At 67.7% G+C, this 25,766-nt stretch carries 26 protein-coding genes and 1 pseudogene; 9 read left to right on the top strand and 18 right to left on the bottom strand.

What is annotated here, in order from left to right; translation table 11 throughout:
- Window positions 1-23 precede the first annotated feature (23 nt).
- The 5 genes from EJC49_RS18275 to tkt form a co-directional block, all read right to left on the bottom strand.
- Window positions 24-1,220: a phosphoglycerate kinase gene (locus EJC49_RS18275; protein WP_126701376.1), complete on the bottom strand. Its 1,197-nt coding sequence runs from the start codon at window positions 1,218-1,220 to the stop codon at window positions 24-26.
- Window positions 1,221-1,282: 62 nt separating this feature from the next.
- A complete protein-coding gene (locus EJC49_RS18270) occupies window positions 1,283-3,184 on the bottom strand; it encodes a potassium/proton antiporter (protein WP_126701375.1) in 1,902 nt (633 codons plus the stop codon).
- 180 nt (window positions 3,185-3,364) lie between these two features.
- Entirely contained in the window at window positions 3,365-3,622 is a 258-nt protein-coding gene (locus EJC49_RS18265; RefSeq protein WP_126701374.1) for a hypothetical protein, read from the bottom strand.
- A 10-nt stretch (window positions 3,623-3,632) separates the two neighbouring features.
- The gene (gene gap, locus EJC49_RS18260; RefSeq protein WP_126701373.1) at window positions 3,633-4,643 is read right to left on the bottom strand and encodes a type I glyceraldehyde-3-phosphate dehydrogenase; all 1,011 of its coding nucleotides are present in this window, start codon (window positions 4,641-4,643) and stop codon (window positions 3,633-3,635) included.
- A 210-nt stretch (window positions 4,644-4,853) separates the two neighbouring features.
- Entirely contained in the window at window positions 4,854-6,848 is a 1,995-nt protein-coding gene (gene tkt / locus EJC49_RS18255; protein WP_126701372.1) for a transketolase, read from the bottom strand.
- Between the two features lie 278 nt (window positions 6,849-7,126).
- On the opposite strand from tkt, the gene EJC49_RS18250 reads away from it, so the two are divergent.
- The 3 genes from EJC49_RS18250 to EJC49_RS18240 all read left to right on the top strand — a co-directional run bounded on the left by EJC49_RS18250 (window position 7,127) and on the right by EJC49_RS18240 (window position 8,194).
- Window positions 7,127-7,399, top strand: coding sequence for a DUF4164 domain-containing protein (locus EJC49_RS18250; protein ID WP_126701371.1), 273 nt, complete (start codon window positions 7,127-7,129; stop codon window positions 7,397-7,399).
- A gap of 6 nt (window positions 7,400-7,405) precedes the next feature.
- On the top strand, window positions 7,406-7,780 hold the full coding sequence (locus EJC49_RS18245; RefSeq protein ID WP_126701370.1) for a cell division protein ZapA: 375 nt from the start codon (window positions 7,406-7,408) through the stop codon (window positions 7,778-7,780).
- A 150-nt stretch (window positions 7,781-7,930) separates the two neighbouring features.
- Window positions 7,931-8,194 carry a DUF2312 domain-containing protein gene (locus EJC49_RS18240; protein ID WP_126701369.1) on the top strand — a complete coding sequence of 88 codons (264 nt, stop codon included), beginning with the start codon at window positions 7,931-7,933 and terminating at the stop codon, window positions 8,192-8,194.
- Window positions 8,195-8,293: 99 nt separating this feature from the next.
- Here the strand turns inward: EJC49_RS18240 and EJC49_RS18235 are convergent, their stop codons facing one another.
- The 8 genes from EJC49_RS18235 to EJC49_RS18200 all read right to left on the bottom strand — a co-directional run bounded on the left by EJC49_RS18235 (window position 8,294) and on the right by EJC49_RS18200 (window position 14,326).
- The gene (locus EJC49_RS18235) at window positions 8,294-8,713 is read right to left on the bottom strand and encodes a universal stress protein (protein WP_126701368.1); all 420 of its coding nucleotides are present in this window, start codon (window positions 8,711-8,713) and stop codon (window positions 8,294-8,296) included.
- A gap of 26 nt (window positions 8,714-8,739) precedes the next feature.
- Window positions 8,740-9,861, bottom strand: a complete 1,122-nt coding sequence (locus EJC49_RS18230; RefSeq protein ID WP_126701367.1) for a baeRF11 domain-containing protein — start codon at window positions 9,859-9,861, stop codon at window positions 8,740-8,742.
- Window positions 9,862-9,986: 125 nt separating this feature from the next.
- Entirely contained in the window at window positions 9,987-10,250 is a 264-nt protein-coding gene (locus EJC49_RS18225) for a PepSY domain-containing protein (protein WP_126701366.1), read from the bottom strand.
- 124 nt (window positions 10,251-10,374) lie between these two features.
- Complete coding sequence (modC, locus tag EJC49_RS18220; RefSeq protein WP_126701365.1) at window positions 10,375-11,469, bottom strand: molybdenum ABC transporter ATP-binding protein; 1,095 nt, start codon at window positions 11,467-11,469, stop codon at window positions 10,375-10,377.
- Complete coding sequence (modB, locus tag EJC49_RS18215; protein ID WP_126701364.1) at window positions 11,469-12,137, bottom strand: molybdate ABC transporter permease subunit; 669 nt, start codon at window positions 12,135-12,137, stop codon at window positions 11,469-11,471. The genes modC and modB overlap by 1 nt, the downstream gene beginning before the upstream one ends.
- On the bottom strand, window positions 12,138-12,929 hold the full coding sequence (modA, locus tag EJC49_RS18210) for a molybdate ABC transporter substrate-binding protein (RefSeq protein ID WP_126701363.1): 792 nt from the start codon (window positions 12,927-12,929) through the stop codon (window positions 12,138-12,140).
- A gap of 63 nt (window positions 12,930-12,992) precedes the next feature.
- A complete protein-coding gene (locus tag EJC49_RS18205; protein ID WP_126701362.1) occupies window positions 12,993-13,364 on the bottom strand; it encodes a winged helix-turn-helix domain-containing protein in 372 nt (123 codons plus the stop codon).
- Window positions 13,365-13,423: 59 nt separating this feature from the next.
- The gene (locus EJC49_RS18200) at window positions 13,424-14,326 is read right to left on the bottom strand and encodes a LysR family transcriptional regulator (RefSeq protein WP_126701361.1); all 903 of its coding nucleotides are present in this window, start codon (window positions 14,324-14,326) and stop codon (window positions 13,424-13,426) included.
- Window positions 14,327-14,537: 211 nt separating this feature from the next.
- Between EJC49_RS18200 and EJC49_RS18195 the strand changes: the two genes are divergently transcribed.
- The 6 genes from EJC49_RS18195 (at window position 14,538) to EJC49_RS18170 (ending at window position 21,454) form a co-directional block, all read left to right on the top strand.
- Window positions 14,538-15,335, top strand: a complete 798-nt coding sequence (locus EJC49_RS18195; protein ID WP_245453463.1) for an HAD family hydrolase — start codon at window positions 14,538-14,540, stop codon at window positions 15,333-15,335.
- The gene (locus EJC49_RS18190) at window positions 15,335-16,261 is read left to right on the top strand and encodes an ABC transporter permease (RefSeq protein WP_126701360.1); all 927 of its coding nucleotides are present in this window, start codon (window positions 15,335-15,337) and stop codon (window positions 16,259-16,261) included. Before EJC49_RS18195 ends, EJC49_RS18190 begins: the two co-directional genes overlap by 1 nt.
- A complete protein-coding gene (locus EJC49_RS18185; protein ID WP_126701359.1) occupies window positions 16,261-17,160 on the top strand; it encodes an ABC transporter permease in 900 nt (299 codons plus the stop codon). Before EJC49_RS18190 ends, EJC49_RS18185 begins: the two co-directional genes overlap by 1 nt.
- Before the next feature lie 80 nt (window positions 17,161-17,240).
- A complete protein-coding gene (locus EJC49_RS18180; protein ID WP_126701358.1) occupies window positions 17,241-18,794 on the top strand; it encodes an ABC transporter substrate-binding protein in 1,554 nt (517 codons plus the stop codon).
- Window positions 18,795-18,872: 78 nt separating this feature from the next.
- Complete coding sequence (locus EJC49_RS18175; protein ID WP_126701357.1) at window positions 18,873-19,745, top strand: metallophosphoesterase family protein; 873 nt, start codon at window positions 18,873-18,875, stop codon at window positions 19,743-19,745.
- Window positions 19,745-21,454 carry an ABC transporter ATP-binding protein gene (locus EJC49_RS18170; protein WP_126701356.1) on the top strand — a complete coding sequence of 570 codons (1,710 nt, stop codon included), beginning with the start codon at window positions 19,745-19,747 and terminating at the stop codon, window positions 21,452-21,454. Before EJC49_RS18175 ends, EJC49_RS18170 begins: the two co-directional genes overlap by 1 nt.
- A 68-nt stretch (window positions 21,455-21,522) precedes the next feature.
- On the opposite strand, the gene EJC49_RS18165 is transcribed toward EJC49_RS18170, so the two are convergent.
- The 5 genes and pseudogenes from EJC49_RS18165 to EJC49_RS25755 form a co-directional block, all read right to left on the bottom strand.
- Entirely contained in the window at window positions 21,523-22,545 is a 1,023-nt protein-coding gene (locus EJC49_RS18165; protein ID WP_126701355.1) for a LacI family DNA-binding transcriptional regulator, read from the bottom strand.
- Window positions 22,542-23,402: an ABC transporter permease gene (locus EJC49_RS18160; protein WP_170314782.1), complete on the bottom strand. Its 861-nt coding sequence runs from the start codon at window positions 23,400-23,402 to the stop codon at window positions 22,542-22,544. Before EJC49_RS18160 ends, EJC49_RS18165 begins: the two co-directional genes overlap by 4 nt.
- Window positions 23,399-24,220 carry an ABC transporter permease gene (locus tag EJC49_RS18155; protein WP_126701354.1) on the bottom strand — a complete coding sequence of 274 codons (822 nt, stop codon included), beginning with the start codon at window positions 24,218-24,220 and terminating at the stop codon, window positions 23,399-23,401. The genes EJC49_RS18160 and EJC49_RS18155 overlap by 4 nt, the downstream gene beginning before the upstream one ends.
- A gap of 74 nt (window positions 24,221-24,294) precedes the next feature.
- Complete coding sequence (locus EJC49_RS18150) at window positions 24,295-25,431, bottom strand: ABC transporter substrate-binding protein (protein ID WP_126701353.1); 1,137 nt, start codon at window positions 25,429-25,431, stop codon at window positions 24,295-24,297.
- Window positions 25,432-25,456: 25 nt separating this feature from the next.
- Window positions 25,457-25,766 (bottom strand): annotated as a pseudogene (locus tag EJC49_RS25755) (hypothetical protein); the annotation flags it as partial.

The raw sequence follows: 25,766 nt of genomic DNA, 5'->3' as shown, positions 1-25,766 counted from the left end.
CCGGCGGCCCGGGGAATGCCCGGCTATCGCTTGAGCACATCCACGCCCGGAAGCGGCTTGCCTTCCATCCATTCGAGGAAGGCGCCGCCTGCGGTCGAGACATAGGTAAAGTCGTCCGCAACCCCGGCAAGGTGCAGGGCAGCCACGGTATCGCCGCCACCCGCCACCGAAACCAGCCTGCCCTCGCGCGTCTGGGCCGCCGCGAACTTCGCCGCCGCCACGGTCGCCGCATCGAAGGGCTCGATCTCGAAGGCGCCGAGCGGGCCGTTCCACACCACCGTCGCTGCGCGGTCGATCCAGGCGTTGACGGTTTCAACCGTCCTCGGTCCGACATCGAGGATCATGGCGTCGGCGGGGACGGCGTCGATGGCGACCGTCTCGCTTGCCGCGCCCGCCTTGAACGCCCGTGCCACCACGCCGTCCACCGGCAGGATCACGGCGCAGCCGGCCGTCGCCGCCTCGATCATGATCTGCTTGGCGGTCGCCGCCAGGTCGTGCTCGCACAACGATTTGCCGACATCCGTGCCGCGCGCGGCCAGGAAGGTGTTGGCCATGCCGCCGCCGATCACCAGCGCGTCGACCTTCTTCACCAGGTTCATCAGCAGATCGATCTTGGACGACACCTTTGCGCCGCCGACGATCGCGACCACGGGGCGTCTCGGATTGCCGAGACCCTTCTCCAGCGCTTCCAGTTCGGCCTGCATGGTGCGCCCGGCATAGGCGGGCATCAGGTGCGCCAGCCCCTCGGTGGAGGCGTGCGCGCGATGCGCGGCCGAAAAGGCGTCGTTGACGAAGATGTCGCCATTGGCGGCCAGCGCCTTGGCGAAGTCGGGCTCGTTCTTCTCCTCGCCCTTGTGGAAACGGGTGTTCTCCAGCAGCAGAACGTCCCCGCCCGCCATCGCCGCCACCGCGTCCGTCGCGACCTTGCCGACGCAGTCGGCCGCGAAGTGGACGCGGCGGTCCAGCACCGCTTCGGTCGCCGCCGCGATCGGGGCGAGCGACAGCGCCGGGTCGGGGCCATCCTTCGGGCGGCCGAAATGAGCCAGCAGGATCACCTTCGCGCCCTTGTCCGACAGTTCCGCGATGGTGGGCGCAACACGCTCGATGCGCGTGGCGTCGGTCACCGCGCCGTCCTTCATCGGCACGTTCAGGTCGACGCGCAGCAACACGCGCTTGTCCGTCACGTCACCGATGTCGTCGAGGGTTCTGAAGTCGGGCATCGCCATCTCCCAAATGCAATCGGCCGGACCATACATTTTGCCCCGGCGCGCGCAAGGGAGCGTCAGTCGGGATCGCGCGGCAGGATCACGTCCGGTCCACGACCCGAATCGGCCTGCCGCGCCGCTTCGATCTCCAGCCTGCGCAACCGGGCTTCGCGCCGCCTGGCGCGCCAGCCGCGCACGGCCTCGACCGCCCGGTCGCGCATTTCACCGGCGCTGAGGAAGACCGGAACCTGCGGTACCGCGTGGTGCGGCTCGGTCGACAGGCCGACGGAGGCGAGCGTGCCGTCCTCGCCGACGTCGCGGACGATCAATTCGATCGGGCCGATCGTGACCCGGTCCGCATATTCGGCCCGCCCGCCCAGGCGCGCGATGACGAGCTCGGCGATGCTTCGCTTGGCATCCTCCTCCGGCAGGCCGATCCCGTAGGCGGCGTCGAGGTCGGAGGCCGGCCGCGTCGCATCGATGGCGAATTCACCGAAGAAATCCGCATCGTCTTCGTCGAGGTCCGCCCGGCTCGCGAACAGCCGGTCGAGCAGCGGCGGGTAGCGGTCTGGCACGAAGATGTAGACATGGTCGTCGACCAGCAGCCGTCCCGCATACTGATAGGCCATCGACCGTCCCTCGCGCACGACGAGGGAGGGCCGCGCCCAGCGCGGGATGCGCACGCCGCGCGCCACCGGGCTGCCGGCGGCGACCCGGTAGGCCAGGAGCTCGTGCCTGGCCGCGCCGGGCAGTTCGAGTTCGACCTTGTCGAGCGGCCCGATGCGCGGTGGCACCACGAGCCCCAGGCGCCTGGCCAGCGGACCGATGGTCCAGCCCTGGACCACGAGCGAGACGAGAACGATGATGAAGGCGCTGTTGAAGATGTAGCCGCCATTGGGCAGCGCATCCAGAACCGGCGTGAGCGCCAGCAGGATCGAGACCGCACCGCGCAGGCCGACCCAGGAGACGAAGGCGGTTTCGGCGCGGGTGAACCGGAACGGGATGAGGCAGAGCCAGACGGCCAGCGGCCGGGCGACGAAGATCAGGAAAAGGCCGAGCCCGATCGCCGGCAAGGCGATGGCGCCGAACTGCGAGGGCGTGGCGAACAGGCCGAGCACGAGAAACATGATGATCTGCGCCAGCCAGGAAATGCCGTCCTGGAAGCGCTTCAGTCGCGCCGCCGAGCGGATGCGCGAATTGCCGGTGATCAGTCCGGCGACGTAGACGGCCAGGAAGCCGGATCCGCCGATCGCGCCGGCCACGCCGAACAGCAGCAGGGCCAGCGCGATCACGAAGATCGGCAGCAGCCCGATATCGAGGTCCAGCCGCTCGATCAGCCGCGCCATCAGGAAACCGCCGGTCACGCCGGCCGCCAGGCCCAGGCCCATCTGCATGGCAAAACCCCGCAGGATGTCCATGAGGAGCCAGTCCGCGTCCGCGGATGCGCCGGTCGATATGACGGAGACCAGCGTGATCGTGAGGAAGATGGCGATCGGATCGTTCGAGCCGGATTCGACCTCCAGCGTGGCCCGCACCTTGTCGCGCAGGTTGAGATTGCCGGCGCGCAGGAGGAAGAACACCGCGGCCGCGTCGGTCGACGCGATGGTGGCGCCGAGCAGGAAGGCTTCGAACCAGGACAGGGGCGTCACGTAGAAGGCCGCGACACCGACGACGCTTGCGGTGATCGCCACGCCGAAGGTCGCCAGCGACAGGGCCGGCATCGCGGCCTGGCGGAAGACGGAGAGCTGCGTGCCGAAGCCCGAATCGAAGAGGATGATGGCGAGCGCCAGCGAACCGACGAAATAGGCGACCGGCGCATTGCTGAAATCGAGGCCCAGGCCGTCGACCCCAGCCAGCAGGCCGATACCGAGAAAGACCAGCAACAGCGGCGCGCCGAATCGAAAGGCGATCAGGCTCGAGAAGGCTGCGGCAAGCACCAGCGCCGTCCCGATCATGATTGCCAGGTAGATGCTGTCCATGCCGATGTCCCGAACCCTCCTTGCGTGCTCTCGGCGCACAGTGCGGCGAAGGCATGGCCGGGGCAAGCCTCGCCCGCGCGCAATGCGGTCGCACGCGATACTCGCGTCGCTTTTCGAGACGCGCGGTGGACGCGGGCGCGGGAAAGTTCCGGCTACGAGGGAGGCGCTGCGGACCGCGCTTCAGGCCCATCCGCCATCCCCGCCGCCGCCATCGCTGGCGCCGCTGTCCGTGCTGCCGGGACCGCGGCTGGAATCATTGCCGGAAAAGCCGGGCGCGCCGCCGTGGTGCCGTGCCTGCCGGCTTGCATCGCCGCCGTCACGGCCCCACCGATGCGCGCTTGGCCGGGACGGCCGGCGCCGTCCGTTTCGGACCATGGCGAAGGCCGCCATGATGGCGACCACGCCGAGGAACAGCCAGAACGGTTCGTTGCCGTCCATGGCGTAAGGGTCAGGAAATGGTCTTGGCCAGGGCCGCGGCCGTGTCCGACATGCGGTTGGAGAAGCCCCACTCGTTGTCGTACCAGGACATGACGCGCACGAGATTGCCCTCGATGACCTTGGTCTGGTCGAGGGCGACGGTCGAGGACGCCGCGTCGTGGTTCAGGTCGATCGAAACCAGCGGGTCGTGGGTGTAGGCGAGAATGCCCTTCAGCTTGCCGTCGGCGGCTGCCACCAGCGCGGCATTGACCTCTTCCACCGTGACGTCGCGCTTGGGCACGAACTTGAAGTCGATGACCGAGACGTTGGGGGTCGGCACGCGGATGGAGACGCCGTCGAGCTTGCCCTTGAGTTCGGGCAGGACGAGGCCGACGGCCTTGGCGGCGCCGGTCGAGGTGGGGATCATCGACATGGCCGCGGCGCGGGCGCGGTAGAGATCCTTGTGCATGGTGTCCAGCGTCGGCTGGTCGCCGGTGTAGGAGTGGATGGTCGTCATGAACCCCTTCTCGATGCCGAAGGCGTCGTTCAGCACCATCGCCACCGGGGCCAAGCAGTTCGTCGTGCAGGAGGCATTGGAGATGACGATGTGGTCCTTCGTCAGCTTGTCGTGGTTGACGCCATACACCACCGTCAGGTCGGCGCCGTCGGCCGGAGCCGAGACGATGACGCGCTTGGCGCCGGCGGCCAGGTGCGCGGAGGCCTTCTCCTTCGACGTGAAGATGCCGGTGCACTCCATCACGATGTCGATGCCGAGCTCGCCCCAGGGCAGCTTCGACGGATCACGTTCGGCAAACACCTTGAAGGAATCGTCGCCGACCCGGATCTCGTTGCCGTTCACGGTGACCTGCGACGGGAAGCGGCCGTGGACGCTGTCGTAGCGCAGCAGGTGCGCATTGGTCTCGACCGGGCCGAGATCGTTGATCGCGACGATGTCGATGTCCGTGCGGCCGGACTCGTAGATGGCGCGAACGATGTTGCGGCCGATGCGGCCGAAGCCGTTGATGGCGATCTTGATCGACATGCGGAAAACCTCCTGGACGGAAACTGCGGGCGCGGGTGAGCCCTTGGCTTGATGGTTGCCGCTTCTTACCGGCGCGGCGTCCAAGAATCCAGCCGCACGGCTGCGCCGCCGGCCGCAAATCGGTTCTGCCAGCGCCGTTTCAATCGATAATGTTCGCAAAGCGGAGGCCGACCGGCCGCGCAGGCGCGACCGGTCGGCGATCCGGGTCGATCAGGCGGCTTCGTGCAGGCGCTCCTCGACCGCCTTCAGGACGGCGTCGGCGGTGATGCCGAAATGGGCGTAGAGTTCCTCGTACTTGCCGCTGGCGCCGAAGCCGCTCATGCCGACGAAGATGCCGTCCGGCCCGATCAGCGCGTCCCAGGGCTGGCGGATGCCGGCCTCGATCGCCACGCGGATCGGCGCATTGCCGATCATGGCGGTGCGATACTGCCTCGTCTGCATCGCGAAGCGCTCCATCGACGGCACCGAAACCACGCGGGTTGGGTGGCCGTTCGCCTCGAGCTTCTTGCGCGCGGCGAGCGCGATCTCGATTTCCGAGCCGGTGGCGAAGATCGTCACCACGGCGTCGTCCGAGGCCGTCTCCAGTTCGTAGGCGCCGAAGCCGCAGAGGTTTTCCTCGACATGCTCGGTGCGCACGGCGGGCAGGTTCTGCCGGGTGAGCGCCAGCACCGACGGTCCGGTGGTGTCCTCGAGGGCAAGCTGCCAGCACTCGGCCGTCTCGACGGCGTCGGCGGGGCGGTAGACGCGCAGGTTCGGAATGGTGCGCAGCGCCGCCATGTGCTCGACCGGCTGGTGCGTGGGACCGTCCTCGCCGAGCCCGATGGAATCGTGCGTCATGACGTAGATCACCCGCAGCCCCATCAGCGCCGACAGGCGGATGGACGGCCGGCAGTAGTCGGTGAAGACAAGGAAGGTGCCGCCATAGGGGATGATGCCGCCGTGCAGCGCCATGCCGTTCATGGCGGCGGCCATGCCGTGCTCGCGAATGCCGTAGTAGACGTAGCGGCCGGCGTAGTCGTCGGCCGAGAAAGGCGTCGTCTGGCTGGTCTTGGTGTTGTTGGAACCGGTCAGGTCGGCCGAGCCGCCGATGGTTTCGGGAATGGCGGCGTTGATCACCTCGAGCGCGTTCTCCGACGACTTGCGGGTCGCCAGCTTCGGCTTCTCTGCGGCAAGCTTCTTCTTGTAGTCGGCGATGGCGCTCTCGAAGCCGCCGGGCAGTTCGCCGCGCATGCGACGTTCGAACTCGGTGCGGATCTCGCCGCTCGCCGCCGCCAGCCGCGCTTCCCATTCCTTGCGCTCCTTGGCCGAACGAAGGCCGGCGAGCCGCCACAGGTCCAGAATGTCGGAGGGCACGACGAAGGGCTTGGCATCCCAGCCCAGCGCCTTGCGGGCGCCGGCGATCTCTTCGGCTCCGAGCGGCGAACCATGCGCCTTGGATGAGCCGGCGCGGGTGGGTGCGCCAAAGCCGATGGTGGTCTTGCAGGCGATCATCGAAGGCTTGTCGGAAGCCTGCGCGGCCTCGATGGCGCGCGCGATGGCGTCGGCGTCGTGGCCGTCGCAGCGCTGGACGTGCCAGCCCGAGGCCTCGAAGCGGGCGCACTGGTCGGTCGAGTCCGACAGCGAGATCGGCCCGTCGATCGAAATTCCGTTGTCGTCGAACAGCACGATCAGCCGCGACAGCTTCAGATGCCCGGCGAGCGCGATCGCCTCCTGGCTGATGCCTTCCATCAGGCAGCCGTCGCCCGCCAGAACATAGGTGTAGTGGCCGACCAGGTCGTCGCCGAACCGCGCATTCATGATGCGCTCGGCCATCGCCATGCCGACCGCGTTGGCCAGGCCCTGGCCGAGCGGCCCGGTCGTCGTCTCGATGCCCGCGGCGTGTCCGTATTCGGGATGGCCGGCGGTCTTCGAGCCCAGCTGGCGGAACTTCTCGATCTCGCCGATCGTGATGTCCTCGTAGCCGGTCAGGTAGAGCAGCGCGTAGAGCAGCATCGAGCCGTGGCCGGCCGACAGCACGAAGCGGTCGCGGTCGGGCCAGTGCGGATGGTGCGGGTCGTGCTTCAGGAAGCGGGTGTAGAGAACGGTCGCGATGTCGGCCGCGCGCATCGGCAGGCCGGGATGACCCGAATTGGCTTTTTCGACTGCGTCCGCCGACAGGAAGCGGATCGCATTGGCCATGCGGGCATGATTGTCGGAAACGGGCATGGTGGCTCTCTCGTTGCGGAACGGCTGGATCGGGCGACCAAAGGCCCGCGAAATGCCCCGGAAAGGCGAGGGGACACATAGCAGGTGCCGTTTGCGAGTCAACAAATCCGAGGCTCGCGGCTGTGCGCTATCGCAGACTTCGCGCAGCGAAGCCGTTCCCGCCTCACCTCTTTGCTGGGGACCGGGCGCGGAGTTTGTTGACGCCCCTTTCATGCGGCGTCTAATCTTTCACCGATAACGCGCTAGCAACGCGGACGATTCGGGTTCTCCGCGTAGGAATGGCCGTGGAAGCGACACTGAAAGAGGCGATCGGTCGGCTGGGGAAGGCCATGGACGCGCTCGAAAACGCGGCAATGGCGCGGATCGAGCAGGGTCTGGACTATGCCGAGGCCGAGGCCGAAGTGCAGCGCATGAACGCCGATCGCGCGCGGCTGGCGCAGGAACTCGACGCCTCCGAGGCGCGCGCGGATCGATTGCAGGACGCCAACAAGGAAGTGTCGCGCCGGCTGGTCACCGCCATGGAGACCATCCGAGCCGTCCTCGATAGGTAGAGCCAGATGGCGCAAGTCACCGTCAGCATCGACGGCAAGTCTTACAGGATGGCCTGCGACGAGGGGCAGGAGGAGCACCTCCTCGAGCTTGCCCAGAGGTTCGACCGCTATGTCGGGCACCTGAAGGAATCCTTCGGCGAGATCGGAGATCACCGCCTTGCCGTCATGGCCGGCATCATGGTGATGGACGAACTGTCGGAGCTGCAGCGCCGCGTGAAGGGTCTGGAGACCGAGGTGGCCATCCTGCGCAAGACGCGCGACGAGGCCCTGTCCAAGGCCGACCAGACCGACACCGCCGTCGTCGGCGCATTGTCGGCGCTGGCCGAGCGCATGGAGACGCTGTCGGTCCGGCTGGCCACGAAGGACGCGCCCGGCGGGTGAGCCGGCTTTCGATCGCCCGTCTCGCCGGCCGGAGCGGCGATTTGATCGCCCGGCGGCTTGACCGGTCCGGGCTCCTGATGCAACGAGGCGCCTCGAATTCAGGCGTCGCCGAGACAGAGTCGCGGCGCCGCATCCATATGGAGTAGCGACATGGCCGACGAGATCACCGAAGAATCCTCCCAGACGATCGCCGCGGGCCAGCTGCGCGCCTTCATCGAGCGCATCGAGCGCCTCGAGGAGGAGAAGCAGACGATCGCGGACGACATCAAGGACGTCTATGCCGAGCTCAAGGGCACGGGCTTCGACGCCAAGGCCGTGCGCACCATCATCCGCCTGCGCAAGAAGGATGCCAACGAGCGGCAGGAGGAAGAGGCGATCCTCGACCTCTACCTCGCCGCGCTCGGCATGGCCTGAGCGGTCGCATCGGCACCGCGGCCCGGCTGGCGCGATTTTCTGGCGACAGGATTCCCTTCGATCGGGGAATCGATTTCACGGCCGGGCCGTCGTCCGGCTTCAGCGGGCCACGGTCACCGGGCAGTGCGCGCCGGAGACGATCGCTTCCGACACGGATCCGATCAGCAGGCGTCCGATGAAGGGCGGGTTTCCCGTTCCCACGACGATGTGCTCGATGTCGCGGGTCCGGGCGTAGTCCAGCACGCAGGCCGCAACATCCGCGGCCTCCAGCGCTTCGGCGCCGACGTCATGGATCCCGTGCGTGCGTGCGTATCGGACCGCCGTGTCCAGGATTTCCTTGGCTTCCTCCGGCTGCAAGGCGCGGATCGGCGGAAAGCCGCTCGCGCTGCGGAGGTGGTTGACCACCAGGAAGGTCAGGCCCAGCCCGAGCGCCGGGCCGAGGCGGCAGGCGAGTTCGACGGCTCGCACCGCGTGCGCGCTGCCGTTGACGCAACACAACAAACGCTTTCCGCCGGCCATGCTCCCTCCCGCCTCCTGTGGCGGCACTATGCCGCGAAGCGCAGGATGGCGGCAAGCTCGCCTTCGCCCGGGAGATCGGCCTTCCGCACGCCCATCACCCGGGCGCCATGCGCGAGCGCCCGGCCGGCGATCTCGTCGACGACACCGTAGCTGGTCGCGTCGGCCTCTCCGGTGAGCCGCAGTTCGCCGGTCGTCTCGTCGATCGAACCGTAAACGGTCGTATCGATGTTGACCAGCAGCGTGTCGATCGCGCCGAACGTTGCCGCCCGCGCCGCATCCGACAGGTCGGTGGTCGCCCGTCCCTCGCCCGAACGCGTCTCGAACAGGGCCTTCGCCGCTTCGATCTCCGCCGCGTAGGCGGCGTCCAGGACCGGGCGCGCCGCGGCGGCAAGGTCGGCATCGGTGATGCGGTCGGGGCTATCCTCGATCCCGTCCGGCAGCAGGTTGGGATAGCTGTTGACCGACCTGAACACCGAGGCGAGGCGGCCCGTCGCGGCCAGGATGAGCGGCGTGTCCAGCCCGGCCAGCACCGGCTTCAGCGCCGCGTTCACCTTGCGGGCATATTGCTGGAAGCGGACGTTCTGGCCCTCCGAGCCATGGATGCGTCCGCTCGCGGAGCGGTCGTTCAACGTCGACTTGCCGAGCGCGCTCGCCGCGTCCTTGGGCAGTCCGTCCACCTTCACGGTCTTTGCGGGAAGGTCGGCATGGACTTCGACCAGGCGCACGGCGTTTTCCGACAGCGCCAGAATCAGGGCGGAATGCGGGAAGGTGATGGCGCGCAGCAGCGGCTTCAGGTGAAACCGGTCGGACACTTCCACCATCGCCGTCAGGTCGTTGGCGAGCCGGTAGGTCCGCAGCGTCGACGGCGTCGCCAGGATCGCAAGGCTGTTGGCCTGTTCGGCCCAGAACGCCTCGTCCTCCTGAAGTTCGTCCAGATGCTCCATCAGCGCGGCCAGTTCGCGCTTGTCGAACCCGACGGCTTCAAGCTGTTCGCGCGCCTGCTTGGCGAGGTTGCCCAGTTCGATGCGGGAGGCGTCCGCATGCTGCGTCAGCGGCGTCGTCTTCAGATAGATCGAGACGCACGCGGTGGCGCGAACCTTGTTGAGCGTAATGATTTCGGCGCGGGTCGGGATGTCGACGTGGAGCATGTAATTCTTCCTTGTATCGGGCATGCGAAGAGGGGGCATGCGAATAAGAAATCGGCCAGCACCATCGCAGCACTGGCCGAAATTTCCGTGACCTGACGTTCAGGTAAGTGGTTGGAGGCGGCGGTTCAATCAGGATCGCGCGCGATGATGGCGAAACTGGCGTCCAGCTTCAGGTCATATTGTCGCCCGTCCGGGCCGACCGCGTCGTCGACTTCCCAATGCCCATCGTCGTCCCATTCGATTTCGTCCCAGCTGGTAAATCCTTCCGCGGCCAGCACCGCCTCGATCTGCGCCCGCTCTTCGGGCGTCGGCGGGCGGTCATCGGCAAAGGCCGGTGCCACGAACAGCGCCGTGGCGAGGCCGGCGGCAAGGATGGATCTCTTGATCATGCGTCGTCTCCTTTGGCAGGGGCTCCTTCGAGCCTTCACTGAACGGAGATGACGCCGGGGGGTTCCGAAGTTCGTGCGCTGGACCCAGGCCGCCCTCGAGAGCCGATCCCGTGTCGGCGGGGCCTCACCGCGCCGTCGGTTCGACGTCGCCGCGCGCGGCGGCCATCGACTTGACGATGGCGAAACAGGCGGCGCCGGGCGCAAGGGCGAGCGCGCGGGCCGAGCGGACGGTGATGCGCGCGAGGATTTCGTCACCCGATACATCCAGCCTCACGATCACGCCCGGCCCTTCCCCGTCGGTCACGGCGATGACGGATGCGGGGAGGACGTTGAGCGCCGAAATGTCGCCTGGCCGCTCGCGCGAAATCATCACGTCGTGCGCCATGATCCGCAGGCGAACCGGGGCGCCCGGCGCGCCGTCGATGCGCGGCAGCCACACCGGTCCGGCGGCCGACTGCAGGCGGGTGAGCTCGTCGTCCTCATGCGCGGCGATCACCGCGCGCAGGCTCGACCCGATCTCGCGCAGGCCCATGGCGCGCAGCGCGGCGGGGTCGAACATCACGTCGGCCGTCGCGCCCGCGCGCACGACGCGGCCATGCTCGATCACCACCATGCGGTCGGCGAGCAGGCGCGCCTCCTCCATGTCGTGGGTGACGAGGATGGTGGGCATGGCGAGATGGGCACGCAGCTGCCGGATTTCCTCGTAGAGCCGTTCGCGCGTGGCGCGGTCGACGGCCGAGAAGGGCTCGTCGAGCAGCAGCGCGGCCGGCTGGCGGGCGAGCGCGCGGGCAACCGCCACGCGCTGTTGCTGGCCGCCCGACAGTTCCGCCGGCTTGCGCGCCTCCAGCCCCGACAGGTTGACCAGCGCCAGCAGCCGGCGCGCTTCCGCGCCCCGCTCCGGGGCCGCGCGATGGCCCATGGCGGCGACGACGTTGCCGAGCGCCGTCATGTGCGGGAACAGCGCATAGGACTGGAAGACGATGCCGACTCGGCGGCGATGCGGCGCGAGGTCGATCCGCCGCCCGGTGTCGAGCCAGGTCTCGCCATTGACCGCGACCCTGGCCTCGGACGGCGTCCACAGGCCGGCGATGGTGCGCAGCAGCGTCGACTTGCCCGAGCCGGAATGGCCGACCAGCGCCAGCAACTCTCCCGGCTCGACCCGAAAGGCGATGTCGAGCGGGATCGGCGCGGTCGCGCGAGCCATCACCTCCAGCGCCATCAGGACAGCCTCCGGCCGACGCGCGCCGACAGCCAGTACGTCACGGTGATCGTGAACAGCGAAATGGCCAGCAGCACCGCCGCCATGATGCCCGCGGAGCGATCGTCGAAGGCCTGCACGCGGTCGTAGATGGAAATCGCGATGGTCCGGGTCTCGCCGGGGATCGAACCGCCGACCATCAGCACGATGCCGAACTCGCCGAGCGTGTGCGCGAAGGTCAGCACCATGGCCGTCATCAGGCCCGGCCACGCCAGCGGCAGTTCGACCTTCCGCAGCGATTCCAGCGGGGAAAGGCCGCAGCAGCGCGCGGCCTCCCGCACCTCGACCGGGATCGCCTCGAAGCCGCGCTGGGCGGGCTGGATGGCGAAGGGCAGGTTGAAGATCACCGAAGCGACCACCAGCCCCTCGAAGGAGAAGACGAGCTGATGGCCGAAGGTCGCGCGCCAGAACTGGCCGAGCGGGCTGTTCGCGCCGAAGACGACCAGCAGGTAGAAGCCGAAGACGGTGGGCGGCAGGACCAACGGCAGCATGACCAGCGCCTCCACCAGCCCCTTGCCCCGGAACCGGCGGTAGGCCAGGAAGCGTCCCATCAGGATGGCCACGGGCAGCAGCAGGGCGACCGTCCAGGCCGCGAGCCGCAGCGACAGCCAGAGCGCCGTCCAGTCCATTCATTCCCCTTCCGGCAGGACGAACCCGTATCGTTCCATGATCGCGCGTGCGGCGGAACCGTTCATGTAGTCGTAGAAGGCTTCCGCGACGGGTCCCGCATTCTTCAGCAATGCCATGCGCTGGCGCAAGGGCTCGTGCCATTCCGCCGGGATCAGGTCGAAGCTGCCCTTTGCCCGGACGTCGGGCGCCAGAGCGAGCGAATAGGCGATGATGCCGCCCTCCGCGTTGCCGGAAACGGCGAACTGGGCCGCCTGGCTGACATTCTCGCCCAGAACGAGGTGCGGCTGGAGCGTGTCCCACAGGCCGGCGTGGATCAGCGCCTCGCGCGCCGCCACGCCGAACGGGGCGTGCTCGGGATTGGCGATGGCGAACCTGTTGATCGTGCCGGCCGCCAGCGCCTCGCCGAGCGAGCCCAGCGTGCCGTCGGGGCGCAGGGACGAACCGGCGGGCACGATCAGCGCGATCCGGCCGACCGCGTAGACCGTCCCTGCGTCGCGGGTGAACCCGTCCTGCGCCAGGGTCCGCACCGTCGTGTCGTCGGCGGCGAGGAACAGTTCGTAGGGCGCGCCCTCTCGGATCTGGCGGGCGATGTTTCCCGTCGAGCCCATCGAGAGGCGGACGTCCTTGCCGGTCTGCGCCTTGAAGCTCTCGGCGACCTCCTCGATGGCGAACTGCAGGTTCGCAGCCGCCGCGACGACGGGGGCTTCGTCCTTTGCCTGGAGCGCGATCGGCTGGACGGCGATGCCGAAAGCGAACGCGGCGGACAGCAGGACACGTCGCGAGAAAACCATGGGATCCTCCCTGGGTTATGTTTCGCCGAACATATCCCAGGGACAGAGCGGCGAAGTCAAACGTTATTTTCCGCTGGGAATATCGCTGAGCATCGATTGCATCCTTGCCAGCCCCTCCGCGCCGGCAGCCGCGGCCTGCGCCTCGAACGCGCGATAGAGATGCAGCACCTGCCGCCCGGCATCGGTGAGCACCGCGCCGCCGCCCTGGGGGCCGCCGCGCGTGCTGGCGACGAGCGGATCGCGGAACATCGCGTTCAGCGTCTCGACCAGCATCCAGGCGCGCTTGTAGCTCATGTTCATTTCGCGCCCGGCGGCCGAGATGGAGCCCGTGCGGTCGATCCGTTCGAGAAGCTCGGCCTTGCCGGGGCCCATCATCTCGTCTTCGCCGAAGACGATGCGAATCCGGACGACCGGGTGCCTTGTGTCCTTTGTCATGCGGCCATCATCGACGTCTTGCCGCGGCGGAACAAGTCGTCCCGGAATGACGCGGCCGCTCAGGGGCCTTTCGCTGCGGCGTCCGCCAGGACCGAGCTGCCGAAGACCTTCGCGGCGGCGAAGAAGGCTTCGCCGACCTGTCCGGAATCGTCGCGCGGCGCAAACACCACCTCGTCGTAGAGCCTGTCCATCTCGCGGACGGGGATGCGCCGGATCGTGTCCGTGCGGCCGGTGCCCTCGCGCCACATGAAGCCGACCCCGATGCCGTTGGCGACCGCCTCATAGACCCCGTCGCGCGTGTCGAGGGTGAGCAGCGGCACCGGGTTCAGCCCCGCGCCGTTGAAGGCGCGGTCGACGACGCGCTGGGTCGAGGACCCGCGCGTGCGAAAGACCAGCGGCGCGGTGATGAGCTGTTCGCAGGTCAGGCATTGCTCGCTCGCCAGCGCGCTGTCGGCGTTGACGATCGCCACGACCTGCTGGCGCACGAGCAGTTCGCGCCGGAAGCGGCCGTCGTCGGGCACGTTCGGCAGCACGCCGACATCGACGCGGCGGGTGATGACGGCCGCGGTGATCTCCTCGAAGGAGCCGGTCTGGACCGAGATCGACACCGAGGGGTGGCGCTTGTTGAACAGCGCGATCAGCGCCATGCCAGGCATCGAATTGCCCAGTCCGACCGAGATGTGCCCGTCGGCGAGCGCGTTGCGGCGGGTCAGGATGCGGGTCGCCGCGTTTTCGGCCTCCGTCATCCGTTCCGCCACGTCGCAGAGTTCGAGGCACAGGGGCGTCGGATGCAGGGCGCCGTTGCGGCGCAGGAACAGGCGCACGCCGAACTCTTCCTCGATCCCCTTCACGTGTTGGGAAACCGCGGGCTGGGAAATGCCGAGCAGGCGCGCTGCGGCGGCAAAGGAACCGGACGCGGCGACGGCGTTCACGGCGCGGATGCGGGTGGGCGAAACGGTCAAGGAAATCTCCGGCGACATAAGCGGGGCTTTGATCGAGCCGAAGTCTAGCTGTCGTCTGTAAAGCCTGTGTCACAGAGCAGGCCCAGATTGCGGATGCAGCGGGCGACGTGCCGGCTGCCCAGACAGATCCAGGGCGGACGGGACGGACCTGCCGCGGCGCGCATGCGCCGACGGACGGCTTCGTCGTGTCTCCCGGCAGCGGAGCCGAGGCGTGACGAACGAGACGATCAGAATTGCAGACATCGCGCAGGCGCCGGTCGAAGGCTGCGAGGCGATCTTCTGCGACCTCGACGGATGCCTGGTTTCGGGCGGGCACGTCTATCCCAACGTGCGGTCCTTCGTCGCCAGCCATGCCGACCGGCTCTGGATCGTCTCGAACAACTCCTCCGACACCGCCGAGACCCTGTCGCGCCGGATGGCCACCATCGGGCTCGCCATCGATCCGCGGCGGATCCTGCTGGCCGGCGAGCAGGCGGTCCACCGGATCGCGGCCGCCCGACCGGGCGCGGCCCTGTCGCTCTATGCCGAGCCGCCGATCCGAAACCTCGCCCGGTCGCTTGGGCTGCGCACCGAATCCCGCAAGCCCGACATCGTGCTCCTCGCGCGGGACGGCGACTTCACGGTGCGCGATCTCGGCCGGCTGATCGACGAGGTCCACGATGGGGCGGCGCTCGTCGTGACCAATGTCGATACGGTCCATCCCGACGACCGCGGCCGTCCGGTTCCCGAAACCGGCGCGATCGTCGCGGCGATCCGTGCCTGCGTTCCCTCGGTCGGTTTCACCAGCATCGGCAAGCCGGCGCCCGATCTGGTCGAGCTCGGGCTGCGGCTCAGCGGGGCCGCGCGCGCCGCCTGCGTCTTCATCGGCGACAATGCCGGCACCGACGGCGTCGCGGCGGCCGCCGCCGGCGTGCGCTTCATCCACCTGCGCCGCATGACCGCGAACGGACCGCCGGCCGCCGGCGCGCTGGCCATGCCGGATGCGGCCGCTGCCGGAGGGTCGATCTGATGGTTCGCCACATCGCCCGCACGCTGGCCAAGATGATCATCACGCTCTTCGTGATCGTGACGCTGGTGTTCTTCGCAACGCGCCTTTCCGGCGATCCGATCAACTACGTCGTGGGTCAGGGGATCACCCAGGAAGACCGCGAGCTTCTGACCCGCTACTATGGCCTCGACGCGTCAATCTGGGAGCAGTACGTCCGCTTTCTCGGCTCCTTCGTGGATGGTCAGTTCGGCCTCTCCTTCGTCGAGCGCCGCCCGGTCGCCGACATCGTCGCCGAGCGCGTCTGGCCGTCGTTGCAGCTCCTGCTGTCGGGCATCGCGCTCACCATCCTCGTCGCCATTCCGCTCGGCATTCTCGCCGCGATCCATCGCAAGAGTTGGATCGGCAGCGCGGTGATGACGGTCGCCTTCATCGGCTACGCGGTGCCCAACTTCGTGCTGGCCGTGTTCATGGTGCTGGTCTTCGCCTTCACGCTGAACTGGCTGCCGGTGGTGGGCAATTCGACGCCCTGGCACTTCATCATGCCGACCATCACGCTGTCGGGCGCGCTGATCGCGGCGCTGACCCGCTTCACCCGCAATGCCATGCTCGACGTGCTGAGCCAGGACTTCATGCGCACCGCGCGCGCGAAAGGGCTGTCCGAAGCCGTCGTCATCCTGAAGCACGGCTTTTCGAATGCCTCCATCACCATCCTGTCGGTGCTGGGGCTCCAGATCGCGGGCTTGGCCGCTGCCGGCAACGTCGTCGTGGAGGCGATCTTCGCCTGGCCCGGCATCGGCGCACTGCTCGTCAACGCGGCGATCCTGCGCGACTTCCCGGTGCTGCAGTTCGCCGTGCTCGCCGTCGCCTTCGCGGTCATCATCGTCAACGGGGTGATCGACATAGCCTATGCCTATGCCGATCCCCGCATCCGTCTGGGGAGGGCGTGATGGCCGAAGCCGTCGTCGGGAATACCTCCGCGCGGCCCGCGCTTCTGGCCCATGCCGCGCGGATCTGGGGCGACGCGAACGGCGTTCAGCGCGCGGCCATCTGCGTCGCGGTCCTGCTGCTCATCGTGGCCGCTTTCGCGCCCTTCATCGCGCCGCACGAGCCGACGGCGCAGAGCCTGATCTCGCGGCTGCGCCCGCCGATCGGCTTCGAGCGCTTCAAGGACGGCTACCTGCTCGGCACCGACGAACTCGGCCGCGACGTGCTGTCGCGCTCGCTGCACGGCCTGCAGCTGACGCTGATCCTGGCGGCGCTCGGCGCGACCATCGGCCTCCTGCTCGGCGGCACGCTCGGGCTCGTCTCCGGCATCGCCGGCGGCATCGTCGACGATGTCGTCATGGGCGCGGTCGATGCCCAGATCGCCATCCCCTTCACCCTGATCGCGCTGCTGACGCTTGCGATCTTCGGTTCCTCGATCGAGGTCATGGTGCTGGTGCTCGGCCTCTACGGCTGGGAGCAATATGCCCGCATCGTCCGCGGCGAGGTCCGCCGGCTGATGGCGATGCCCTTCATCGAGGCGGCGCGCGCGGCCGGGGCCTCCGGCGGCCGGATCGCCTTCCGGCACGTGCTGCCCAACGCCGTGTCGCCGCTCGTCGTCCAGTTCACCCTGTCGATCTCCAACATCGTGCTGCTGGAATCGACGCTGTCCTTCCTCGGCATGGGCGTGCAGCCACCCACGGCCACGCTCGGCTCCATGGTCGGCATCGGTCGCGACTACCTGCCGACCGCGCCGTGGATCGTGATCGTTCCCGCCATGATGATCCTCCTCGTCACCTTCGCCGTGCAGATCCTCGGCGACTGGCTGCGCGACCGCGCCGACGTGCGGCTGAGGGACAGATGAGACTCGCCTCGCATTCAACAAGAAGAGGCCGTCCGAGGCCCGCCGATCCCAAACCCAACCGCCCTTTCAGGAGGCATGACATGACTAGGTTCCTTGCGACGACCGCGATCGCAACCGTACTCGCGGGCTCCGCATTCGCCGTCGAACTGACCGTCGGCGCGGCCAACGTGACCGGCTATGTCGATCCGGGCCGCGATCATTCGAACGTCGGCTCGCAGTTCTACTACAACACATTCGATACGCTGGTCGAAAAGAACTACGACAAGCTGCAGGGCGAGTTCCGCCCCAGCCTCGCCACCGAGTGGACGCTGGTCGAGCCGACGGTGATGGAGCTGAAGCTGCGTCAGGACGTGAAGTTCCACAATGGCGAGGACATGACCGCCGACGACGTGGTGTTCTCGCTCAACCGCATGTACCAGGCGACGTTCCCGCCCTATCAGGTCCGCTCGCGCGACCGTCTCGCCAATTTCGAGAAGGCCGAGAAGGTCGACGACTACACCGTTCGCATCCACGCCAAGCGCGAGGAGCCGCTGTGGGAGACGCTGCTCAACCTGCAGCAGGTCATGATCATTCCCGAGGACTACACCAAGGGCCTGACGGGTGATCCCAAGGTTGCCGAGAACGACGACTTCGAGGCCTTCTCGCTCAAGCCCGTCGGGACCGGTCCCTATGCCATCACCCAGCTCGTTCCCGGCGAAACGCTGGTCTGGGAACGCTTCGACGATTTCTGGGGCGAGAAGGCGCCGCTGGACAAGGTGACGGTCCGTCACATGCCGGAAACCGCCTCGCGCATCACCGCGCTGAAGACCGGCGAAGCCGATCTCGTGACCAACATCGCACCCGACCAGCTGGCCCTGATCGAGGCCGATCCGGCGCTCAAGGCGGCGGGCTCGGCCACCGCGCTGTTCCACGTCATGATCATGAACGCGAACCATCCGGTGCTGAAGGATCCGCGCATCCGCCAGGCCATGAGCCTCGCGGTCGACCGCGACACGCTCAACGAGGCGCTGTGGCTCGGCAAGGCCGTCGTTCCGTCGACCCACACGATGGAAGAGTTCGGTGACCTCTACATGCCCGGGCTCAAGACCTTCGAGTACGATCCGGAGAAGGCCAGGCAGCTGCTCCAGGAGGCCGGCTACAAGGGCGAGGAAATCGTCTACACGAGCTTCCCGACCTACTACACCAACGGTCTCCTCGCCGCCCAGGCGATCGTGGAGATGTGGAAGGAAGTCGGCATCAACGGCAAGGTCAACGTGGTCGACAAGTGGACCGGCGGCGATGCCGACATGATGGCCCGCAACTGGTCGAACCCGATGTACTTCGCCGATCCCTTCGGTTCGTTCGGCGTCATGTGGGCGCCCAAGGGCCCGTCGGAATCGGAAGGCCGCTTCAACACCGACGAAGCCTATGCCGAAAGCTGGGAGCGTTTCCGCTTCTCCAAGGACGTCGAGGCGCGCAAGGCCGCCTATGCCGAGCTGATGGAGCGCATCAGCCAGGATCCGCCGCTGCTGCCGCTCTACCGTCCGTTCGAGTCCTGGGCGATGAACAAGAACGTCAACTGGGCGCCGAAGCCCGGCCACATCCCCTACGTTCTCGACTTCCGCGCCGGTTCGATCTCCTTCGCCTCGAACTGACGCCTGCTTGCGCACGCCGCCGGCCCCGTGCCGGCGGCGTCTCCAGCCTGAAACCAGCCTGAAACGGGAATCGAATCCATGTCCGTCCGCATCTGCGTCGTTGCCGACATCCATCACGGAAAGCCCTCCGCCACCAAGCGCGGCGACACCGCGATCGCCCTGATGGAAGAGTTCGCGCGCTTCACCAGCGAGGCCCGTCCCGATATCGTGCTCGACCTCGGCGACCGCATTTCCGACGAGAACCGCGAGACCGATCTCGCCCTCCAGAAGGACGTCGGCGAGGCGTTTCGCCAGGTCGCCGCTCCGATCCACCATTTCAACGGCAATCACGACCGCGATCACCTCGAGGTCTCCGACAACGAGACCATCCTCGGCCAGCCGATGAAGTCGATGACGCTCGACCTCGGCGGCTGGCGCATCGCGCTGTGGCGGGCTGACGCGAAGATCCATCGCGACGCGGACCGTCATGGCTTCGTGCTGCGGGAGGAGGATCTGCTGTGGCTGTCGCGCACCGCGCAGGCCGCCGACAGGCCTCTGCTCGTCGTCAGCCACGTGCCGGTCTCGGGCCATGCGCAGACCGGCAACTACTACTTCGAGCGCAATCCGTCCGTCTCGACCTATCCGATGGCCGAGCGCGCCCGCGCAGCTCTGGCGCAGGCCCGCGTCCCGGTCGTCTGCCTGGCCGGCCACGTCCACTGGAACACCGTGACGACGGTCGACGGCATCACGCATCTCACCCAGCAGTCGCTGACCGAGAGTTTCACCACGCAGGGCGAGCCCGCAGCGGCGATGGGGCTTCTGGAACTGGGCGAGACCGTGAACTGGCAGGTGGCGGGCCGCGACCCGTTCGCCTTCGGCTTCAAGCCGTCGGCGCGCCGCTGGACCCCACCGCTGCCGGTGTTTTCCGAACATCCGGAGATCGGAGCGCGGATCCGAAGGGCTGCTTCGTGATGCCGTTGCTGTCCGTCCGCAATCTCAAGGTCGCTTTCGGCGCCACGGAAGCGGTGCGCGAGCTTTCCTTCGACGTGCCGACGGGCGGCACCCTGGCGCTCGTGGGCGAATCCGGCTCCGGCAAGTCGGCCACGGCGCTGTCGATCCTGCGGCTGATCGAGCGCGAGGGCGGCCGCATCGCTGGCGGCACCATCACGCTGCACGAGGACCTCGGTCCCGTCGACATCACCGCGCTCGACGAGCCGAGCCTGCGGGCGCTGCGCGGCAACCGCATCTCGATGATCTTCCAGGAGCCGATGACGTCGCTCAACCCGGTCCTGACCGTTGGAAACCAGGTGGCGGAGGTTTTCATTCGTCACCGCTACATGAGCAATCGCCAGGCGCTGGCGGCGGCGCGCGACGCGCTCGACAGCGTCCGGATGCCCGACCCGCAGCGGCGGCTGTCGCAATACCCGCACGAGCTGTCCGGCGGTCTGCGCCAGCGCGTGATGATCGCCATGGCGCTCGCCTGCCGTCCTCGCCTGCTGATCGCCGACGAGCCGACGACGGCGCTCGACGTCACGACCCAGGCGGAGATCCTCAATCTGATCCGCGAGTTGCAGGCCGAGATCGGGATGGCCGTCCTGTTCATCACGCACGACATGGGCGTGGTCGCCGAGATCGCCGACCGCATCGTGGTGCTGCGCGACGGGCGCAAGGTCGAGGAAGGCGCGGTCGCAGAGGTTTTCCGTGCGCCCAGGCACGCCTATTCCCAACAACTGATGGCGGCGACCCCCAAGCTCGGCTCCGGCTCTCCCGCTGCGCCGGCTGGTGCGGCGAAGCTGCTCGAGGTGCGCGACCTGACCACGCGCTTCACCGTTCGCGGCGGCTTTCTGGAAGAGCGCCGCAGCATCGACGCCGTCCGCGGCGTTTCGCTCAGCCTCGGCCGGGCCGAGACGCTCGGGCTCGTGGGCGAGTCCGGTTGCGGCAAGTCTACGCTGGCGCGCTCGATCCTGCGGCTGGTCGAACCGGCGAGCGGCGGCATCCTGCTCGACGGACAGGATGTCATGCGCGCCGGCCGTGTCGAGTTGCGAGCCCTTCGCCGCCACGCGCAGATGGTGTTCCAGGATCCCTATGCCAGCCTGAACCCGCGCCTGCCCGTGCATGATCTCGTCACCGAGCCGGCCCGCATCCACGGCGTCGTGACGGCGCGCGACCAGCGCGACCTCGCTGCCACGCTCCTCAAGTCGGTTGGACTGGAAGAGGACGTGGTCGACCGCTATCCGCACCAGTTTTCCGGCGGGCAGCGGCAAAGGCTCTGCATCGCGCGCGCGTTGTCGGTGAAGCCGAAGCTGATCGTCGCCGACGAACCCGTGTCCGCGCTCGACGTGTCGATCGCCCGCCAGGTCACCGATCTGATGCTGGAATTGCAGCAGCGGGAAGGCATCTCCTTCCTGTTCATCAGCCACGACATCGCCGTCATCGAACGGGTCAGCCACCGCATCGCCGTCATGTATCGCGGCGAGATCGTCGAGACTGGCCCGTCCCAGGCCGTCCTGCGCGATCCGCGGCATCCCTACACCCGCCGGCTGCTGGCATCGGTGCCGCGCACCGATCCTGCGGGCCGCCGCGCCTTCGTGCAACCGCTTCCGGCGGTGTCCTCGCCGCAGCCCGGCGCGCGCCTGCGAGAAGCGGCGCCCGGCCATTTCGTGCGCGAGAACGCGGCCTGACGCTTTGCACAGCAGCGTCCGATCCCGGGATGTCCCGCGTCCGCCGGCCATTCCGGGCGGGGGCGCGGCTACGCGTGTCGAAGACTGTCGCGCAGGATCAGGACCGGATCCAGCTGAACGATCGACGGAGCCGCGTCCGGCTTCGCCAGCCGCCGGTCGAGCTGCTCGATGGCGCGGGCGGCCATCTCGTCCGGGTCCTGCCGGAACGTCGTCAGCCGGTAGGCGTCCCACGATGCTTCGGGAATGTCGTCGAAGCCGATGACGGACAGGTCTCGTGGCACGTGAAGATCGAACCTGATCCGCGCGGCATCCATGAGGCCCAGGGCGATCAGGTCGTTGACGCAGAAGATGGCCTGCGGCCTTTCGATCTGGCCCAGCAGCAGGGCTGCAGCCTGCTGGCCCCCTGCATAGTCGGACTCGCCACCCCGCGCCGTCTGCACGGTCGCCCCAAGCCGCTGCGCCTCGCCGATGAAGGCGCGCTCGCGCTCCACGATGCTCGGCGTCCCGGTCTCGGATCCCGCCAGGCCCAGCCGCATGAGGCCCCGTTCAACGAACAGGGCCGCCGCCCTGGCCGCCGCTCCGCTGTTGTCGATACGCACGTGGTCGCAGTCCGGTTCGGCGCGGCCGAGCATCACCAGTGGCTGCCCGTTCTGGCGGGCGAGCTCGGAGAAGGATGCCGGCGGCGAGCCGGACAGGATGATGGTCGCCTCCGCGCGATAGCCGAACAACGCGGTCTGGGCGGCCTGGATCTCGACCTCGGTATGGCCGGTGTTGATGAGGAAGGGGACGTTGCCGCGCTTGATGAGCGCGCGGCTCAGCGCCGCGACGAGATGGGCGCGGAAGCCGAGCTCCGGCTTGGTGACGACGAGGCCCACCAGCCGGCTGCGGTTCGCCAGCAGGCCGCGGGCGAGGTCGTTGACCTGGTAGCCGAGCTCGGCCGCAGCCTTGCCGACCTTGTCGCGGGTTTCGGGGGCGATGCTCGCGCCGGGCGTGAACGCGCGCGAAACCGCCGAGCGCGAGACTCCCGCCAGCTTCGCGACCTGTTGCGCGCTGACGAAACTGGGCCTCGCCTGTTTCGGGTCCCGTTTCAATGGCCGACCTTCGAAAGCACGTCCGATCTGAGGAATCGCTCCACCACCAGCATGAAGCCCACCGAGGGGATGAGAAGCAACAGCGCCGTGATGGAGGCGATCTGGTAGTTGCCGCCCGCGCTTGCCGTGTACAGGAGAAGCGGCAGCATGTTCACGTCGGGCGCGCCGACGAAATAGCTGCCGGTGAACTCGTCGAGCGACTCCAGGAACACGAAGATGGCGCTGGCCAGAAGGCCCGGCGCGGCAAGCGGCAGGGTCACGTCCTTGAAGGTGCGCAGAGCACTCGCACCGACCGACCGCGCGGCTTCCTCCAGTTCGGTATCGACGGCCGAAAAGGCGGCGGTCGCGATCCAGACGGCATAGACGAGGCCATGCGTGACATGCACCAGCACCACGCCGGTGACGGTTCCGTTGAGGCCGAGCTGATAGAACAGTCGCGCGATGTTGACGTAGACGGGCAGGTTCGGAAAAGCCTGCGGCACGAGAAAGGCAAGCAGGATCAGGGCCCGGAACGGCAGTTGCAGCCGCGCCAGGGCATAGCCCGCGGGCACCGCCAGCGTCATCGACACCACGACGGTCAGGGACGCCACGACGACGCTGTTGGTCAGCGATTCCATCGCCGTGCCTCGCGGCGAGAACACGCGTTCCCAGTAGCTGAAGCCGTATTCCAGCGGCATCGCGTGCGGGAAGTACCAGCGTTCGGCGACGGTCCACAGGATCAGGTTGGTCAGCGGGCCGAAGATCGCGAACGCCAGCAGGCCAAGCACGATCGCGCGCGGGATCCACCACAGGTCGATGCCGATGCCGATGCCAATGCCGAGGCCGGGGGCGGCGGGCCGACGGGCTGGAACGTTCATGACCGCTCCTTCAGGGTCTGACGCAGGTAGAACCAGCCGACGCAGGCGCTGGCGACGAGCGAGATCATGCCCAGCGCATTGGCGACGCCGTAATCGCCATAGGCGTTGATGCGGAAGGCGATGTCGGCGGTGATCATCGTCGGGGATTGCGCGTTGATCATGAGCGGCACCGACAGAACCGACATCATGGTGACGAAGGACAGAACCAGCCCGACGACGAGCGTGGTGGCCACCTGGGGCACGATGATCTCGATCAGGATGCGCAGGCGCGAGGCGCCGAGGTTGCGGGCGGCCTCGATCGTGCTGCGGTCGACCGACGCCATCGCCCCCGAGACCAGCAGGGCGACGAAGGGCGTCTGCTTCCACACGAAGGCGATGACGATGCCACGCCAGTCGAGGAAGCTGACGGCCTGCAGCGGCGTGATGATGCCCGCCTCGATCAGGACGTTGTTCATCAGGCCGTTCTTGGCGAGAAAGGTGCGCAGGATCTGGCCCACCACGATGAAGGGGATGAAGAGGGGCCAGCGATAGAGCCAGCGCAGGATCGCGACCGCGCGAGGATTTTCGCCCAGGACGAGATAGCCGCCGATGGCGATGGCCAGAATGCCGATGATCGCCGTCGACAGCGAGACGATGACGATCGTGAACACGATGTCGGACGTATAGAGTTCGAAGGATTTGACGAAATTGCCGAGGCCGTATCCGTCATCCACCTTGAAGGCGCCGACGACCGATGTGGCGAGCGGCACGACGAACAGCAGCAGGATCACCGTCAGGGCCGGCAGGACGAGAAGCAGTCCGAGAAGGCGTTTCGGCATCGTTCGATCCGGATCGGGTGAAGGCTTGGCCGCCCGCACGAAGCGGGCGGCCCTGGTCCTGCGGTGAGCGGGGCTCAGTTGGTGACGTGGCGCTCGTAGGCCTCGAGGATCGCCTTGTTGTAGGGGGCGATCGGGAAGGGCTTCCCCTTGGCGGCGAGGTCATCCGGCGTGACGTCGACGAACAGCTTGTTCCAGGTCGCCTCGTCGAGTTCGGCCTGGACATGCTGGGCGTCGATGCCCGGATACCAGTTGAAGCGGGTGACGATGCCTTCGGCCTGGACCTTGGCGCTGGTTGCCAGTTCGACGAACTTCTCGGCCAGTTCCTTGTTCGGCGCGTTCTGCGGGATCACGTAGTGCATCGGCTGGCCGGGCATGCCGGGAGCGGGAAGCACCAGCTTGAACTCGGGCGGCAGCTGGCCGTTGGCCTGCCAGGAGTAGAACATGTCGACCCAGACGGGGCCGATGGCGATCTCGCCGCGCGACAGCAGGTCGAGCGTCCCGGCATTGCCCGGCGTCAGCGTGGCATTGGTGGTGAATTCCGCCAGGCTGTCGAAGGCGCCATCCCACTTCGTGGTCTCGGCCTCCTCGAAGGGGCCGTTCATCAGCTTGTCGGCATCGCCGCCGCCGAAGGCATAGATCCAGCCCATCACGAAGCTGACGCCCGAAGCGCCGCCCTTGATGCCGTTGTAACCGAACTGCTTCGGGTTGGCCTTGGCCCATTCGGCCAGTTCCTCGTAGCTCTTCGGCGGGTTCGGCAGCAGGGCCGGGTTGTAGGCCAGCGCGGTCTGGCTGTTGAACATGGGCATGACATAGCCCTTGACGTTCGCGCCCAGGGCCATGTCGGCGTTGGAACGGGTCACGAGACCACCGGTGGCGATGCGGTCGCGGTAGCTGTCGAGATAGCCGGCTTCGACCATCGGGCCGACGAACTTTTCGTGCACGACGGCCACGTCGGTGTCCCAGGTCTGAACGTTGGCCTGCTTCTGTGCCTCGAAGCGCTCGACGATCTTCTGCGACCCTGCGTCACCGGGGCCGGTGCCGACGGCGCGGACGGTGGCGCCGGGGTTCTGCTGTTCGAAGAGAGGCGCGAGGTACTCGTTGACGTAGTCGACCATGTTCTGGTCGCCTGCGGTGATGAGCGTCAGTTCGGCTGCGGAGGCCGGCACGGCCGAAAGGCCCAGTACCAGCGATGCCTGGAGGAATGTCTTCATGGTCGGTGTCTCCGTTGGACGATGTTCATGCGTCGGACGATTCCAGGACGCGGGCGGCGCCACCCCCGTTCGGGAAACCTGGTTGCGGCCGCGGTTCGCGGCCTGGATTGAAGAGGAAGAGGTTCTGCGCGGGGATGCGGATGCGCACCGCCCGACCTTGCGCGCATGGCTGCGGGGCATCGATCAGCAAGATGTCGTCGCCGACCCGCACCGAGTGCCGCCAGCCGCCGCCGGGATAGCTCGCGGCCTCGACGCGACCAAACAGATCCAGCGCGTCGACGGCCTCGGACGCCGCGGCTTCGCGGTCAATCAGTTGCGCCCCCTCCGTGCGGAAC

This window comes from Aquibium carbonis, assembly GCF_003970795.1.
GTDB lineage: Bacteria > Pseudomonadota > Alphaproteobacteria > Rhizobiales > Rhizobiaceae > Aquibium > Aquibium carbonis.
Note: the sequence above shows the minus strand (reverse complement) of the source record. Positions and strands in the feature narration are given on the sequence as shown.